We start from the raw sequence: 16,346 nt of genomic DNA, 5'->3' as shown, positions 1-16,346 counted from the left end.
GGTTTGCCCGTAGGCGCGCCTTCGGCGGGCTGGGCCAGGGTGGGTAGCGCGGGTGCCGCGCCCTCGCCCATGCCCGGCGCGCCGCCGCCATTGGCCTTGATCTGCCCGAGCAGGGTGACGCCGCCTGGGTCGAGCTTGATGAAGCTACCGCCGGCCAGCATGAGTACTTGCCCTCGGCTGGCCTGGTGCCGGCGCAAAATGACGGCTGTGCATGGTGAAGTCCTCTTGCCTGGAAATAGGATCCATGAAGGGCAATGACTTTAACCAGTGCAAACGTAATGAGTTAATAAATAACTATTACTTAAGTTTTCGACTTACGGAGGAGGCGTTCTTCGGCTACTGTGAAAAAAATTGCGCAGTAGCTGTTTAATAGCAACTTATTGTTGCCGGATCGAGTTGCCGTGCCTTGTTACCACACTAAGCTCTGTACGATGGTTTCGAACAAAGGTGAGGCAAGGCGGAAACAGGCGAGGAAGCGGACTGAGCCCGCATTCGGGTTTACTGGTTGTAAATGAGCATTCCGTGATTACATCCGTGCCTGTTTTCAACGCAGCACCACCGAGCGCAGATACATTTAGTGCATATAGGGCCTATAGCGGCTCGGGGCGCCTTGCCCGGCAACAACATTCGCCCGCCAAACCGCCCAGACGCCCTCTAGAACTGCGATTGCACCTGCACGCCAAGCACCAGCGCGTTGTCGACCTCGCGCACGCCGTCCGGGTGCTTGATGTATTGCAGGTTCGGCATCACGTTCAGCCACCGGGTGGCTTGGATACCGTAGTTCAGTTCAGACACGTATTCCGTGTGCTGTTCAGGCACGTAGCCTGTGTTGTCGTAACCCAGGCCGCTTTGCGCATTGGCCGCCTTGGCGTTGCGCAGGAACAACGAACTGGCGTGCACGCGGGCGACGCCGAAGCCCAGGGTGTCGGTGGGGCGGGCGGCAAAAGGCCCTTTGTAGACCAAGCTGGCTTTTTGGTAACTGTCGACCGGCGTGGTCGCTCGGTCCTGGAAGGTGGCGCTGGCCGTCAGGGTCAGGCCGCGTGCCGTGTTGCCGTTGACCTGCGTGAGTTGCTGCTTGCCCACCAGCCAGAAACCGTGGCGGCTGGCATCGCTGCGGTAGCCATTGCCAGTGACCGCGGCAGGCAGATTGTTGCGGTCTTTGTACACATCGGTGCCGTTGGCACTGCTGTGGTAGTAACCGATGCGGTACTCGCCCGGCAGTTGATTGACCGTCGGCGCCCACACTACCTCGACCGGGACCAGGGTGCCGGTGGTGCCAGCACCGTTGAGCTTGAAGCCGTTGTCGTTTTCCAGGCCCGAGGGGTTGATGTTGAACGCGCCGATTTGGGCGTAAAGCTCTGGGGTCAGGCGGTAGCGAACACGAACGGCCCACTGGCTGATCGGCCCGTTGTAGATGCTGTCGACGTAGTTACCCGGCTGCGAACCGCAGAAGGCCAGGCCCTGGAACGAGCAGTCTTCCACGGCGAAGTCATCGCTGACCGCCAGCCGCCCGGCCTTGATGTTCAGCGTGTCGCCCAACCAGCCCTTGCTCAACCACAATTCGCTGAGCCGGGTGGCGCTGCCCCGGCCCTGGATTTCCTGGGTCGAGCCCAATCCGGTGGCCCGTGGGTCGCTGAGCTTGTCATTGATGTTGTCGCCGTTACGGTTGGTCAACGAAATACTGAATGCGGTGTTATCCCAGTCCAGCAGCTTCTGCAGGTCGATGTTAGCGCCCAGGTTGAACTGGTCGGCGTAGCGGGTGGCCCGATCATGGCGGTTATAGCCGCCGTGCAGGCTGGTGGCCGACTCACCGGTGTAGCCCATCTGAATGTCGACGCCCTGGTTTAGCCACGCGGTGCGCAAACCGCCCCAGTCGCCGGTCATCCACGGGGAATCGACACTGAAGGCGCCGGTGGCCAGCGCGCCGGCGCTCCAGCCTGAAGCGGCGCAGGCTGAAACAAGCAGCGGGATCAACAGGCGCCGAGGTGGGCGGCGGGCAGTGGAGTGTGGCATGGAGGTGGTTCCTTGGTGTGTCGCCCGCCGCTGATGGGTGCCAGCGGCGGGCTGTTTTCAGTGGGAGGCGTTGCTGGCGGCCAGTTGCCCCGGCAATTGGAGGGCCTGGCGTACCTGTGCGGCTTGCTCCGCCTTGACCGCAGGGGCGGCGTTGCCCCAGGTGTTGCGGATATAGGTGGCCACCGCGGCGACCTGCTGGTCCGAGAGCTTCCAGGCGAAGCTGGGCATGGCGCCGCTGGTGGGGTTACTCAGGGTCACGGCCCCGCGGCCACCTTGCAGCACGGTGGTCAACAGCGTCTGGGGGTTGGCCGACTCCAGCGCCGGGTTGTTGGCAAGCCCCGAGGCTATGCCGCTGATGCCTTTGCCATCGCTGTTGTGGCAGGCCGAGCAGTTCGCCGAATAAACGTTGGCGCCCTGTTTCATCACGCTGTCGGCGGCGGCCAGCGGTTGCGGTTTGGTTGCCGTGGACCCCGGGATGTTTCGCAGGTACACCGCAATGGCCATCAGGTCGTCATCGGTCATATGCTGGGTCGAGTTGGTCACCGCTTCGGCCATCGGCCCAGACGCGACCGCCACACCGTTGCTACCGGTTTTCAGGTACTGGACGATCTGCGCTGGCGACCAACCACCGACGCCCACGTAGGCGTTGCTGGTGATCTCAGGGGCGTGCCAGCCCGCCAGGTCGCCGCCCTGCAGGAAGGCCCCGGCCTTGTCGCCGCCCAAAAAGTTTTTCGCCGTATGGCAGGCCGCACAATGGCCCAGGCCTTGTACCAGATAGGCGCCGCGGTTCACCTGCGCCGTGGCACCGGGCTGCGGTACAAAGGGGGTCTGGTCGAAGAACAGTAGGTTCCAACCCATCATCATCAAACGGATGTTGAACGGAAAAGGCAGTTGGTTGGACACCACCTCGTTGTCCACCGCCGGTATCGTTTGCATGTAGGCCCACAGGTCATGCATGTCTTGGTCGCTGACTTTTACATAGGCGTTGTAGGGCATCGCTGGGTACAGGTTTTCCCCGTCGCGGCCCTTGCCTTCGCGTACCGCGCGGGTGAACTGCGCCTCGGTCCAGGCGCCGATGCCGGTGCGCTTGTCGGAGGTGATATTGCTGGCCAACAGCGTGCCGAAGGGGGTTTCCAACGCATAGCCACCGGCGAACGGCTTGCCCTGGTGCGGGTCGGTGTGGCAGGCGGCGCAGTCGCCGGCGATGGCCACGTAGCGGCCACGGGTTACGGCGGGGTCTTCACGAGTGGCGGGGGCGTTGACGCCCTCGCTGGTGCCGTTCTGTTGGCCGGGCACGGCAATCGCTTCAGCCGCTCGGGCCACGCCGATGTTGAGCATCAGCAGCGCCGCCAACGAGCTGCCGGTGGCCACGCGGGCCAAGCGTTTACGGGTGATCATGCGGGCACCTCCACCAGCGGGCCGCGCTTGGCCAAGTACTGTTCCAGAATGGCCTTGGCCGTCCATAGGCTCAGCGCGCCGATGGTTGAGGTGGGGTTATAGCCGGCGTTGTTGGGGAACGACGAGGCGCCCAGCACGAATACGTTGTGCACGTCCCAGCTTTGCTGGTAGCGGTTCAAGGCACTGGTGTGAGGGTCCAGCCCCATCACCGCACCACCAATGGTGTGGTCACTGGCCGGCAGGTAGGGGCCGTAGTTGACCGCCGCCGAATCGAAGCCGTTGACGATCTTGGCGCCCATGGCCTTGCCAATCTCGACACTTTTGTTTTCGATGAATATGGCTGAGCGGCGATCGTTTTCGTTGTAGTCGAAGGTCACGCGAATCAGCGGGTCGCCGTGGGCATCCTTATATTCAGGGTCCAGGTCGAGGTAGCTGTCGACGTGGGAGTAGCTGGTGCCCTGGCCAAAAATGAACGTGCCGTTCTGGAAGGCGTGGGTGTAGGCTTTTTTCCAGGCGCTGCCCCAGCGGGGAGTGCCCGGTGGCACGGCATCGGCATTGCCGATCGGCCGCGCCCCGCGGGCCACCACCAGGATACCCGCGCCACCGATGAAGCCCAGCCCGGTATGGTCGAAGTTGTCACCGTTATAGTCATCGACCTGGGCCGAGAGCGCCCCGGCACCGATGTACTGGTTCAACTGTTCGTCTTCGAAGAACAGGTTGGCGCCCGACACCGTTTGGAAGCAGTAGGCGCGGCCGACCACGCCTTCGCGAGTTTGCGGGTTGTAGGGTTTGCCGATTTTCGACAGCAGCATCAACCGCACGTTTTGCATCTGGAAAGCCGAAAAGATAACGATATCGGCCGGTTGTTCCCATTGCTGCAGGTTGCGGTCCAGGTAGGTCACGCCGGTGGCGGTCTTGCCATCTTCGGCGAGGTTGGCCCGCAGCACTGCCGATTCGGTGAGCACGGTAAAATTGCTGCGCTGCATCAGGGCCGGCACCACACAGGCGTTGGGGCTGGATTTAGAGAAGTTACCGCAGCCGTAATACAGGCAGTAGCCGCAGTAGGTGCAGGGCCCCATGCGCACGCCCAACGGGTTGGTGTAGGCCTGGGAGGCTTGGCCGGCGGGTACCATGAAAGGGTGCAGGCCCAGTGTGCGGCTGCCCTCGGTAAACAAGTCGGTCAAGCGCGTGGTGGCCAGTGGCGGCAACGGGAATTCGCTTTTGCGGTTGCCTTCGAAAATGTTCGCGCCTTCGATTTTCTGGCCGTTGAGCACGCCGGCTTTGCCCGAGACACCGGCGATTTTCTCGAAGCGCTCGTAGAAAGGTTCGAGGTCTTCGTAGGTCACGCCCCAGTCTTGGACGATCAGCCCGTCGACCAGTTGCTGTTTACCGTAGCGCTTGAGCGTGTAGCTGTAGGATTCGAAGTCGAAAGGTAGAAAGCGCCAGGCCATGCCGGCCCAGTGGGTACCAGAGCCGCCGACATTGTAGCCGAGCTCGTTGAGGCTCCAGTCACGGGTGGGCAATGCGGTTTGGGAGCGATTGTTGCGAAAGGTAGTGGTTTCGATCGCCGGCGGTAGCAGCAGGCTGCGGCGGGTGTCCCAGCGCAGCTCATCGGTATCGACCGAGGGTGGGAAATCGGTGGCGGTTTCTACCCACGGGCCGCGTTCGATCGCTACCACGTTGAGCCCCGCACGGGTCAGCTCTTCAGCCATCAGGGAGCCGCACCAACCGAGGCCGACAATCACCGCGTCGACTTTGGGGCGTACATTGGCCATGGATCATTCCTCTTCATACAGCGTCAAACACGCAAACAAGGCAGGTATCAGGCGGCGCGTACCGCTCGCATTTTTTGGGGGCGTTACAGGGTGTTGTCGACCAGGCTGGTGGGGATGATCTGCAGCTTCTGGCCTTTTTTGCCGATCAGGTCGCGAAAGTCGTAACGCGCGCCGGGAAAGCCGATCATTTTCCAACTCGCCATGTTCTTGTTGCCGCCGTAGAGAGGGTCGGCAAAAAAACCTTCGCGCACGTTGGCCAGGATTTGCTCGAACAGCTCCTTGGTTTCTACCTCACGGCCCAGGTCCAGGGTGCCGTTTTCCATGGCGTGCAGCAGGTCGTCTTGCTGGCTGGCATCCAGCTGTACGAAGGGCTTGGAATAGGCCCTGCCACAATAGGCATCGATGGCCGCCAGCCCCTTGCGCCAGCGCTCAGCCGGCGTGAAGGGCGACTGGGTGCCTTGTTCGGGCGTGCCCTTGACGAAGCGCCCAAGGCGATACAGGGTCGCGCCTTTGCCATAGTCGCCCGCCAGTTGGCGGTCGATGAACACGGCGCAACCGGCCTCTTTACCGCCGATGCTGAGGTCGTCGGCTGGGATCAGGCGATCGGCGAGGGCGCCGGCCATGTCCAGTTCTGCCTGGGTAAAGAATGCCAGGCCGCCTTGGCGCGGTGCTGCCAGTGGAGGAACGCTGGCTTTGCCTGGTTCCCAGGGCTGCCCTCCGCTGACGACGTCGGCTCGCGCAGCGGGCAGTGTGGACGCCGCCGCCAGCGCCAGTGCTGATGAAAGGAAGTCTCTGCGCTGCATAGGTTTTCCTCATGAAACTAACGATTGAATAGCGGGTTGCCGACCTTCGGGCAGTGCTCCGCGCAGGACGGACGGCCATCGCGGCCCAGCCCGCCTTGAACGTTCGGGGGCCAGGGGCGACGGCGACGGTTAAAGGCGAGGAATACGGCGGCTGGTAGCTGCGACCGATGGTCACGGCGGGCGAGTCTAGGGTCAGGCATTGCACCCTGCTATTAACAATTTGACGTGTATCCTTCAAAACCGCTCAGCAGGGCAGGGTTTCGTCAATCACGATCCGCAACTGGGGGCTCACTTGCGCAGGGGTTTCCAAGTCGCCGTTGACGTACAGCAGATGCTGTATGGCCGCTTGTGCCTGGCCCTCCGGGTCTTGGTCGAGCACCAACGACAACAAGCCTTCGCGCAACAGCTCGGCGTGTTGCCGGCTGGCCTCATGGCCGATCCAGACGGGCCGGATTTGCCGTTCGAGCAGCGCCCGGCGGATTCCCCCCGAGCCACTGCCGGTGTCATAGATGGCGGCCAGGCGCGCGCCTGTGGCCAACACGCCTTGCACGGCGAGCTCGGTAAGGTGGTCATCGTCGTGGCACTCCACCGGCTCCGTTACGATAAGCGTGGGCGCGCGTTTGCGCAGCACCTCCATAAAACCTTCGACACGCTGCCGATGGGCATGGAACAGCAGCGAGTTGGTGACCAGCAACACCTGCCCGGCGCTGGGCTGCACCCATTGGCTGAGCAACCGCGCCGCGCTACGCCCGGCCATTCGGTTGTCGATGCCTATGTAAGTGGCGCCTTCCAACCCCGATAAGCTGCTGGTTAGCAACACCACGGGCACACCGTTGGCTATTTGCTTGCGCAGCGCGGCGCGGATTTGCGGCGTATCGTGGGCGACCACGATCAACCCCTGGCGGGCGGTCCTGGGTTTGGCAATGAAGTCGAGAAGCTGCTGCGGGTATTGCTCGTGCCAACGTTGGGACTGAATGACCAGCCGCGTGCGGTGGAGTTGTGCCTGGCGGGAAAACGCATCGACCAGGCGCTTGTAGTGCTCTGTGGAACTCTCGACCAAAAGCAGGTCGAAGCGCAGCAACCCATGCACCGGGGAGGGGAGCAAGCGCCTGAGCCCCAGGCTTCTGGCGGCGCTCAGTACCTTGCGCCGCTTGCTATCGGACACGCTGCCGCGTTCATTGAGAACACGGTCGACCGTGCTCAGGCTAACGCCTGCGAGATCGGCGACCTGTGCCAGCCCCGCCTTTTGTTTATCGGTATCCAACACGCACCTTCCAAAACCTGCCCGGGGCCGCCCCGAGGCGAGAATTTATCACGTCGCCTCGCCCTTCAGGCCAGGCATCTGAACGGGTACGGTTCGATGCCTGGCCTTTTGAGTGGCGAATACCACCGTTACCGTTGCTTATCCAGCACCGGTTCGGCATGCACGGCAGCCCTTGCCTTGCTCACGAGCGGGCTGCCCACGGCGGGCGCCGCATTCCCCCAACTGTTGCGAACATACGTCAGCACCGCGGCAATGTCGGCATCATCCAGCCGCCAAGCAAAAGACGGCATGCCCGCGCCGGTAACGTTGCCTTCGGTTACCGCCGCACGGCCGCCCTTGAGCACGGTACTGATGAGGTTAGAAGGGCTTAAGGCGCGAATGCCCGGGTTATCGGCAAAGCCGGTGACCATCCCGTCGATGCCCTGGCCCTGCACGTTGTGGCACGCCATGCACTGGGTTTCATAGATATGCGCCCCGCGCAGCATCGCCGGGTCATTGGCCGATATTGCAGCCGGCGCCTGCGCCCCCGAGCCCGGAAGTGATTCAAGGTACACGGCGATGGCGGCCAAGTCGGGGCCATTGAGGTATTGGGTGGAATGTTCTACCGCCTCACCCATGGCGCCGGCGGCGACCGCCATGTGGTTGCTGCCGACTTTCAGGTATTGCGCCACTTGCTCGATGCTCCAGCTTCCCACGCCGACGTGGGGGTTGCCGGTAATTTCCGGGGCATAGCCGCCGAGCAGTTCGGCGCCTTGCAAATAGGCCGACGTGTCGCCGCCCAGGGCATCTTTGGGGGTATGGCATGCCCCACAATGGCCTGCGCCGTCAACCAGGTAGCGGCCACGATTCCATTGTGCCGGCTGGCCGGGCTCTGCCACATACGGCGCATTTTTGAAGTACAGCAGGTTCCAGCCGAGCATGGCCAGGCGGATGTTATACGGGAACCCCAGCGTGTTCGGCGTGGGTGCTTGCGCGACGGGCTTGAGCGAGCGGATGTAGGCCCACAGGTCATGCAGGTCGGCATCGTTCATTTTCACGTAGGCGTTATAGGGCATGGCCGGGTACAGCAGCGCGCCGTCCTGGCGCTTGCCATGGCGAACGGCGCGGAAAAAATCCCGTTCGGTCCAGGTGCCGATACCTGTGTCACGCTCGGGTGTGATATTGGTCGAATAGATCACGCCAAACGGTGTTTGCAGGCCATAACCGCCGGCATAGGCGTTACCGCCGGGTTTGGTGTGGCATGCTGCGCAGTCGCCTTGCACCGCCACGTAGGCGCCGCGCGTGATCGCCGCCGGGTCGGGTGCGGCGGCATCGGCCGCCGGTACTTGGTCATCGGCAACGTCATCGGCGTTGCTGTTGCCGTTGGCATACAAGGCCGTCAAGGCAGTGCCCCCTGCGGCCAGCACCAGGGCCAGCACCCCCAGCCATAGTTTGCTTTTCATCGGTATGTGTCCTTATGCCTGTACCAGCGGGCCGGGGTTGTGCAGGTACTGCTCCCTGATCGCCTTGGCGGTCCACAGCGCCAGCGCGCCGAGGGTGACCGTGGGGTTGAACCCACCGTTATTGGGGAAGGAGGAGGCACCGAGGACGAACACGTTGTGCACATCCCAGCTCTGCTGGTAACGGTTCAGGGCGCTGGTTTTGGGGTCGGTGCCCATTACCACGCCACCGATGGTGTGGGATGAATCATTGGCCCGGAATGGGGTGTAGTGATCGTTGGCGAAGTTGTACGACTCGACCTGGGTGCCGCCCACCGCGTGGGCGATTGCCTCGCATTGTTTGCGAATGAATTCGCCGGAGCGTTTATCGTTGAGGTTGTAGTCAAAGGTCATGCGCATCAACGGCCGGCCATAGTTGTCTTTGTAGGTCGGGTCAAGGTCGAAATACATGGCTTCATGGGCATAGCTGGTGCCTTGGCCCTGGATCATCGCCCAGTTCTGGTAGCTGTGCTGGAAGGCCTTTTTCCAACCCTTGCCCCAGGCCGGCGCCTGCTTGGGCAACACGCCCGCCATACCGATAGGCAGGCCATTGTTCGACAGCGATTGGATACCCGCGCCGCCAATGAAGCCCAACCCGGTGTGGTCGAAGTTATCGGCATTGAAGTCGTCGATCTGGATGGCCAGGCAGCCGGTGTTGATGAACGGGTTGAGGTACTCGTTCTCGAACCACAGGTAGGCATAAGAAAGCGTCTGGAAACTGTAATTGCGGCCGATAACGCCCTGCTTGGTGCGCGGGTCATAGGGCTGGCCGATGCCCGACAGCAGCATCAGCCGCACGTTGTCCAATTGGTAGGCGGCGACGATGACGATATCGGCCGGTTGTTCACCCACCACACCGTCCTTGCCGATAAAGCTCACGCCCGTGGCGGTTTTGCCATCGGCCGATTTGTTGATGTGCAGCACTTCGGTCTCGGTCATCACCTCGAAGGTCGGCTGGCGCATCAAGGCCGGTACCACGCAGGCATTCGGGCTGCTTTTGGACCAATTGCCGCAGCCGAACAGTTGGCAATAGCCACAGTAGGTGCAAGGGCCCATGTGTACGCCCAGTGCGTTCACATAGGCGCGTGAAATCGTCCCAGCGGGCACTGGGAAGGGGTGGTAACCCATCTCGGTGGTTTTCTCGGTAAAGATGTCGTTCCAGCGGCTGGGGACCAATGGCGGTGTGGGGTAGCCGCGGCTACGGGAGCCTTCGAACGGGTTGCCGCCAGGGATGATGTCGCCATTGACCACCCCGGCTTGGCCGCTGGTGCCGGCGATACGCTCGAACCGGTCATAGAAGGGCTCGAGTTCGTCGTAGGTAATGCCCCAATCCTGCACCTGCAGCCCAGGCACCAATTGGCCCTTGCCATAGCGCTCGATGGTTTTGCTGTAAGGTTGGAAGTCGAACGGGTTGAAACGCCAGGAGGCGGCCGCCCAATGGGTGCCGGCGCCGCCTACGTTATAGCCGAGGGTCAGGTTGCTCCATTCACGCACCGGTAGCGCTTGCTGCGAGGCGTTATTGCGAAAGGTATAGGTTTCCAGTTTCGGCGGCTGCAGGATTTCCTTGCGCGTGGCCCAGCGCAGCTCATCGGTGTCGACCGAAGGGGGGAAGTCGCTGGCGGTATCGCGCCAGGCGCCACGTTCGATGGCGACCACCTTCAAGCCGGCGCGCGCCAGTTCTTCGGCGATCACCGAGCCTGACCAGCCCAGGCCGATGACCACCACGTCTGCTTTGGGTCTTGCATGTGCCATGAGTCAATCCTGTGTTGCGCGCAGCCGGCGGCCGTGCAGGGCCGGAGCCGACGCATTGAATAGGGAAGGGGACGAATAGGTGTGGGGCGATACGCCGCTAACCGGCGCCGTCGAGCAAGCTCACCGGTTCGAGGTTTAGCGCCATACCCTTTTTGTCCAGGTAGGGGCGATAGTCGTAGCGGGCGCCGGGAAAGCCAATCAGCTTCCAGCCCACCATGTCGCGGTTGCCGCCGTACATCGGGTCGGCCAGGTACCCTTCGCGCACGTTTTGCAGCAGCAGGGCGAAGAACGCGGCGGCATTGATGGCGGGGAGGTGCAGTGTGCCGTTTTCCATGGCGCGCAACAGGCTATCCTGGGTATCGCCGTCAAGGGCACTGAAGGGTTTGCCATAGTGGGCCTGGCAGTAACCGGCGAGGGCTCCGAGCCCGCTGCGATAACGCTCGGCCGGGGTTTGCGTGAACTGCGGCCCTTGCTCAGCAGTGCCGGGCACGATCGGTCCCAGGCGGTAAACGCTGGCCGCCTGGCCGAAGGCACCGGCCAACTCACGGTCGATGAATTCGACACAGCCGGCCTGGCTGGCACTCATGCCCAACTCGTCTTGAGGAATCAGCCGGTCATAGATCGCCGCGACTTCACGGGCCTCGTCCGCAGCTAAGTAAGCCAGGCCGCCTTTGCGGGGCGGCTTGGGCAGCGCTTCGGGTTGGGTGCCCACAGGCATGGGGGTGCGGGCACTGATAACGCTCGCACCTGCGCTGCCGGCCACGCTGAGCGCGGTCAGTTGCACGAGCGAGATCAAGGCATCTCGGCGGTTCATTTGATGGGTCCTCATGTGTCACCGGGCAGTACACTGCTGCCAGGCTGTTTTAGGGCAGCCAGAGTTTGCAGCACCACAGGGTGCGGTGCCTCGGAAGGTGGCTGCACGAGCGGAGGGTGCCGTTTGCTGGATCAGCCCATGGGGCGCCTTGCCGGTAGCAACATTCACCCGTTAATGCTCGTGCGGACTTCGGAGGCACGCCACTGGGTGGAGCGATACGGCGGCTACGGCGGGCGAGTCTAGGGTGCGGCAAAACACCGCGCCAGCAACTCTTTGACGGGTTCCCTTCAAATGTACGTGCTGATTGAGCGTGTACCCTGCAAAGTGCGTTCGGCATGCCACTGGCCGATGGCGACCCGTGCTGGCCGGGGAGCGGATGGCGGCCGGCATAATCGGCCAGAGTGCTGTTTTGACGGTTTTCCTTCATTTTGGATCGTTTCGCTTGTTGCTCAAACCACGATGCGCTAGCGTTTGCTCAGCAATGGTAGCGATACCATTTGTGCCGAAGCTGCGTCGGGATAACAACAATGTCGAACATTACCTGTGTACATACGCTACGCCTGCCACAGCCCGGATCGACCTGGGTTGGGCGAGAGGCCGATGAGGGCTGGGCGTGGCTCGGCGAAACCTTTCGCGCTGTAGCCATTGACGAAACGGCAGCCCCCGGCTGCTGCCCCTGGCGTTATGGGCCGCCCGGGGCAGCAGCCGGGGGCGCATTCAATACCCAATGCGGGTGCACGCCGCGAACTCACTCTTGGCGGCCGCACGCGTTGCGCCGGTGCGTCCATCCGTAGGGCTTTCGCTGAATAACCGTTGCCTGATAGGCCTGCGACCCCATTGAGGGCTGTTGTTGCCCCGGTTGCCTGTGACATCGAGAACACAATGAAAAAAATAGATTCTCTGCGGCGCTTCTCGCCACCCACCGCCGCCACGAAGTCATCGACCTGCCTTGGGCTGGGTGATTATTCCCGATGTGTCGCCCACGCGCAGCGCCGGCATGAACGGCGCGGTCTTCAATACCTTCGGCAGCGTGGCCGGCATCGCCACCCCGGTGGTGATCGGCTACAGGGTGCAATCGATGGGCTTGTTAAACGGCGCGCGGGTGTACGTGGCGCTCGATGCGGCGCGGGCGTTCTTCCGTTACCTGTTCGTCGTTGGCCCGTTACACCGGCCCGGTGAGCCCGCACCGGTGGCACCCAAGAACCTGTTGGACCCCATGGCGGCGCGTTAGCGCTGCGGTTTAGAGCTACACATGACAAGGAAAATAAAAACATGCTGAATCGACGACACTTCTGCCGCGCAGCCGCGATCGGTGGCGGCACGTTAGCCTTGGCCGGCGGGCCGATGGCCAAAGCCCAGGCGTTGTTCCAAGCGGGCCAGCCCTTGACCGAGGTCGCCAGCCTGGATTGGCTGTGCAATGCGGTCGCATTGACCTCCAGCGGCCGCCTGTTCGTGGGTTTGCCACGCTGGCCAGGTTTTGAGAACACCCCGTCCATTGCCGAAGTCCTGCCCGACGGTACGCTCAAGCCGTTTCCCGGTGGCCATTGGAATAACTGGGCGCCCGGCAAGCCCAGCGCCCAGGCATTGGTGAAGATCAACACCATCCACATCTTCGACGATGACACCTTATGGGCCATTGACCAAGGTGAAGACGCGGGGCCAAATGGCATCAACCCGGCGCAAAAAATCCTGCAGTTCGATACCCGCACCGGCAAGCTGTTGCGCAGCATTACCTTGGCGCCCAGCGTGTTGCCGGCCGGGGCCAACCTCAACGACCTGCGCCTGGACGGCGAGCACGCCTACGTGACCGACTCCGGGCTGGGGGCGATCATCGTCATCAACCTGCGCACCGGCACCTCCCTGCGGCGCCTGGCCGACCACCCCTCGACCAAAATGATCCCCACGCGCCGGCCGATAGGCGAGGGTGGCCATGTGTTGTTGATGCCCGATGGTAGCGACCATCAGGTTCATTCCGACCCCATCGAAATCAGCCCGGACGGAAAGTGGCTGTACTACCAGGCATTGACCGGCCCGCTGTGGCGGGTGCCGACCGCGGCATTGCGTGACACCCAAGTGACCGAAAAGGCCCTCGGTGACCGTGTGGAGTTTGTTTATGACACCGGTGCGTTGACCGGCACGGCGATCGACAGTGCCGGCAACCTGTACCTGGCCGAATACGACAAGCCGAGGGTGACCGTGCTGTCGCCGCAGGGTGAGTTGCGCGTGGTGGTCGAGGATCCGCGCTTGTGGAACCCCGATGCGATGTTCATCTCCGACCAACGCGAGCTGTACATCCCGGTCCCGCAGAGCGCTCGCATGGCATCCAATCGCGGCCCAGGCGGCGTCAACGGCCTACAACTGCCATTCAAGCTCTACAAGGTGCAGTTGCCCCCGACGCTGGGAGGGCGCGAGAAAGTACCCGCCCTGGCCGGTGCGCCCTTGGTTGGGGCCGCCGGGTAGCGGCTGCGTGCCCCCAGGCGCCGCACTCGCCACGCCTGAGGTAAACCTCAAGTAACGCCCGATACCGCGAGCCACTGACCGCTCGCCCGACACGGCCGCCCGTAGGGGAGGCCGCGGGTAACGCTGGCCTTTTTTCAACCCGGCCTATGCCCAGGGTACAGGCCCTTATCAACCCAAGAGACGTTCAACAATGACGCTAAAAATGCCCCTTGCCGCTTTGATGTTTACTGCCCTTGCACCCACCTTGGCCTTTGCGCAGGCCCCGGCAGCCGCCGTTGCGCCGGTGGTGGCGCAAGCAAATGTGTCCACCGCCGCGGCGCTGCAGCTTGCCGAACGCGCCACCCAACTGGCGGCGGCACGCAATATGAAAATCTGCATCGCCGTCACCGACGCCGATGGCCACCTGCTGGCGTTTACCCGCATGCAAGGGGCTTACGCCGGTTGCGTCGAGGCGTCCATCGCCAAGGCCACGTCGGCCGCGCGCTTTGCCATTAACACCATCACGTTCTACGACCTCGCCCGCAAAGAGAACCTGGCCATTGGCACCATCCCGGGCATATTGCCGGCGGTGGGCGGGGTGGTGCTCAAGCACGACGGCGCGGTGGTCGGCAGCGTGGGCATCAGCGGTGACACCGACCTGACCGAACAGAAGCTGGCCGAAGACCTGTCGGCCACCTTTCCCTAGGCCCGGTTGCCGCCCGGCGTAAGCCAGGCGGCGCTTCAACACGCTGCGTTTATCCCAAGGAGGTCCATAACCATGACCACAAGGATTTTTACCCGCGCCACGTTGCACGGCCTGACGCTGTCGATGGTCGCCGCGCTGGCGATCGCGGCCATGCCCCGTGCATTCGCCGCCGATGCTTCCGGGCTGCTACGCCCGGCGACCGACCTTTCGCTGCAAGGCGCATCGTTGCTATTGGAACAGGCGATCACCAAAGCCACGACCGACCACGTGCACCCGTGCATCGCCATCGCCGATGCCAGTGGCAACCTGCTCGCGTTTAAACGGATGGACGGCGCCCCGCCAGGTTGTGTCCGGGCGGCCATTAAAAAGGCCAACTCGGCCGCTATCAACGGGGTCGACACAGTGGTGTTCTACGACCTGGCCCGCCAGCAAAACCTGCAGTTGGGCAGTATCCCGGGGATTCTCCCGGCGGTCGCCGGCGTGGTGATTCGCCAACAGGGTGAAGCGGTGGGGAGCCTGGGCATCGCCGGTGGGGCAGGCGACGCGCAGGAACAACAATTCGCCTCGGACCTGGTGCGCACCTTCGAAAAATCGCTCCCTGCCCGCTAACCCTCCTTAAGGTTTTCCCATGAATATTCCCGTCTTGCAAGGCGATACTGTCGACGGCGCCTACGCCCGTGACTACTACCTACTCAGGCCGACACGTGTACCGCACCGGCTGGCGACCCTGAGCATCGCCGCGGCGTTGGTCGCGGCTGTGTACTGCGGCTGGGGCGACCACTCGCTGCCGGATTTCGCGGCCTGGTCGAGCACCCTGTGGCTGGTGGTTGCGCTGGTGTCGGCGTTGCTTATCACCCCGCGCGTGTTCACGGTGGGCTATTTGCTGTCGCTGTTGCCCTTTTTGATTGCCTGGCGCGTCGCGGCCATGAACGGCGCGCTGGTACTGCAATGGGTTGCCAGCATCGCCGCTGTGGTGCTGTTGCTTCAGTTCATCGATTGCGTGGCCAGCGACTGGCCACGTAACCGTGGCCGACCGGGCGCTTGGCTAGGCACGCTGTTGTGGCAGGCGACCCTCGTGCGGCTGTGTTTTGGCCTCAACGAACTGTGCCATTCCACCGAAAAGATCTTTGCCGGGCTTGGCTCTTTCCACCACCTGGAGCAGGGTTTCCAAGGCCTGGGTATCACCCACGGCGCCGGGCTGTTCGTTGTGCTGGGGGGGCTGATCGAACTGGCTTCGGCCATCAGTGTGGGCTTGGGTTTGTTCGCCAGGCTCGGTGCGCTGGTCAGCCTGGTTTACTTTCTCGTGGCCACCGTTGGTTTTGGCGGTGAATGGAGCCGCGGCTATGCCTGGGCCTCCCCCGGTGGCGGCGGTTGGGAGTATGTGATGATGTTACTGGTGGTGTTTGGTGGGGTGATGCTCACCGGCGCAGGCAAATTTTCCTTGGACGGCTGGCTGTTGCAGCGCGGTGCCGTGCCCCGGCCGTTAGTGCCGCTGTGCACCAATGCCGAAGGGGCCAGGGGGGAATAAATGCCGGCCTCGTCGGTACCTGTTATCGGCCAGCGCACAAGGGCGCTGGCACTGCGCGTGCTCAATCAGGTCTGGGGCGGCTAACCCGGGGAGCATATTATTCGCGACCCATAGAGTCATAGAGGTGCGAAGGTCACTCTTGGCCGGTCCCTTGCTCCGGTTTTTCGATGAGAAAGCTCGCCCGCGACTCCTTGAACGTCAGCCAACTGGCCGTGCGCATCAGGATGTCGGCGCCAAAGGTTTGGTTCAGCGTAAGCGCCCGGTGAACACACCTACCGAACTCCAGCATTAAGGGCGATGTTGTCCGTCTATTTTTTAGCGGACGCGATCACCCTTATCGCCAGGATTCCCATGCGCCAACGAAGCTCTTACCCGA

At 62.7% G+C, this 16,346-nt stretch carries 13 protein-coding genes; 5 read left to right on the top strand and 8 right to left on the bottom strand.

Going from position 1 to position 16,346, the window contains the following annotated elements; translation table 11 throughout:
• Nucleotides 1-654: 654 nt before the first annotated feature.
• The 8 genes from HAQ05_RS26420 to HAQ05_RS26385 all read right to left on the bottom strand — a co-directional run bounded on the left by HAQ05_RS26420 (nt 655) and on the right by HAQ05_RS26385 (nt 11,297).
• Nucleotides 655-2,013, bottom strand: coding sequence for a carbohydrate porin (locus HAQ05_RS26420; RefSeq protein ID WP_190426933.1), 1,359 nt, complete (start codon nt 2,011-2,013; stop codon nt 655-657).
• Between the two features lie 57 nt (nt 2,014-2,070).
• Nucleotides 2,071-3,411, bottom strand: coding sequence for a c-type cytochrome (locus HAQ05_RS26415; protein ID WP_190426931.1), 1,341 nt, complete (start codon nt 3,409-3,411; stop codon nt 2,071-2,073).
• Nucleotides 3,408-5,186, bottom strand: a complete 1,779-nt coding sequence (locus HAQ05_RS26410; RefSeq protein WP_190426929.1) for a GMC family oxidoreductase — start codon at nt 5,184-5,186, stop codon at nt 3,408-3,410. The genes HAQ05_RS26415 and HAQ05_RS26410 overlap by 4 nt, the downstream gene beginning before the upstream one ends.
• An 83-nt stretch (nt 5,187-5,269) precedes the next feature.
• The gene (locus HAQ05_RS26405) at nt 5,270-5,989 is read right to left on the bottom strand and encodes a gluconate 2-dehydrogenase subunit 3 family protein (protein WP_190426927.1); all 720 of its coding nucleotides are present in this window, start codon (nt 5,987-5,989) and stop codon (nt 5,270-5,272) included.
• Between the two features lie 244 nt (nt 5,990-6,233).
• Nucleotides 6,234-7,253, bottom strand: coding sequence for a LacI family DNA-binding transcriptional regulator (locus HAQ05_RS26400; RefSeq protein ID WP_190426925.1), 1,020 nt, complete (start codon nt 7,251-7,253; stop codon nt 6,234-6,236).
• Nucleotides 7,254-7,381: 128 nt separating this feature from the next.
• On the bottom strand, nt 7,382-8,695 hold the full coding sequence (locus HAQ05_RS26395) for a c-type cytochrome (RefSeq protein ID WP_190426922.1): 1,314 nt from the start codon (nt 8,693-8,695) through the stop codon (nt 7,382-7,384).
• Between the two features lie 12 nt (nt 8,696-8,707).
• The gene (locus HAQ05_RS26390) at nt 8,708-10,483 is read right to left on the bottom strand and encodes a GMC family oxidoreductase (RefSeq protein WP_190426919.1); all 1,776 of its coding nucleotides are present in this window, start codon (nt 10,481-10,483) and stop codon (nt 8,708-8,710) included.
• A 97-nt stretch (nt 10,484-10,580) separates the two neighbouring features.
• Nucleotides 10,581-11,297, bottom strand: a complete 717-nt coding sequence (locus HAQ05_RS26385; RefSeq protein ID WP_190426917.1) for a gluconate 2-dehydrogenase subunit 3 family protein — start codon at nt 11,295-11,297, stop codon at nt 10,581-10,583.
• A 949-nt stretch (nt 11,298-12,246) separates the two neighbouring features.
• Between HAQ05_RS26385 and HAQ05_RS26380 the strand changes: the two genes are divergently transcribed.
• The 5 genes from HAQ05_RS26380 to HAQ05_RS26360 all read left to right on the top strand — a co-directional run bounded on the left by HAQ05_RS26380 (nt 12,247) and on the right by HAQ05_RS26360 (nt 15,970).
• Entirely contained in the window at nt 12,247-12,528 is a 282-nt protein-coding gene (locus tag HAQ05_RS26380) for a hypothetical protein (protein ID WP_190426913.1), read from the top strand.
• A 41-nt stretch (nt 12,529-12,569) separates the two neighbouring features.
• Nucleotides 12,570-13,757: an SMP-30/gluconolactonase/LRE family protein gene (locus tag HAQ05_RS26375; RefSeq protein ID WP_190426910.1), complete on the top strand. Its 1,188-nt coding sequence runs from the start codon at nt 12,570-12,572 to the stop codon at nt 13,755-13,757.
• Nucleotides 13,758-13,959: 202 nt separating this feature from the next.
• A complete protein-coding gene (locus HAQ05_RS26370) occupies nt 13,960-14,442 on the top strand; it encodes a GlcG/HbpS family heme-binding protein (protein ID WP_190426907.1) in 483 nt (160 codons plus the stop codon).
• Nucleotides 14,443-14,514: 72 nt separating this feature from the next.
• Nucleotides 14,515-15,051: a GlcG/HbpS family heme-binding protein gene (locus tag HAQ05_RS26365; protein ID WP_190426904.1), complete on the top strand. Its 537-nt coding sequence runs from the start codon at nt 14,515-14,517 to the stop codon at nt 15,049-15,051.
• Between the two features lie 19 nt (nt 15,052-15,070).
• Nucleotides 15,071-15,970, top strand: a complete 900-nt coding sequence (locus HAQ05_RS26360; protein WP_190426901.1) for a DoxX family protein — start codon at nt 15,071-15,073, stop codon at nt 15,968-15,970.
• The last annotated feature ends 376 nt before the right edge of the window (nt 15,971-16,346 follow it).

The organism is Pseudomonas typographi, assembly GCF_014694385.1.
GTDB classification, from domain to species: domain Bacteria; phylum Pseudomonadota; class Gammaproteobacteria; order Pseudomonadales; family Pseudomonadaceae; genus Aquipseudomonas; species Aquipseudomonas typographi.
The sequence above is the reverse complement of the archived record's forward strand: the minus strand, read 5'-3'. Positions and strand labels throughout refer to the sequence as shown.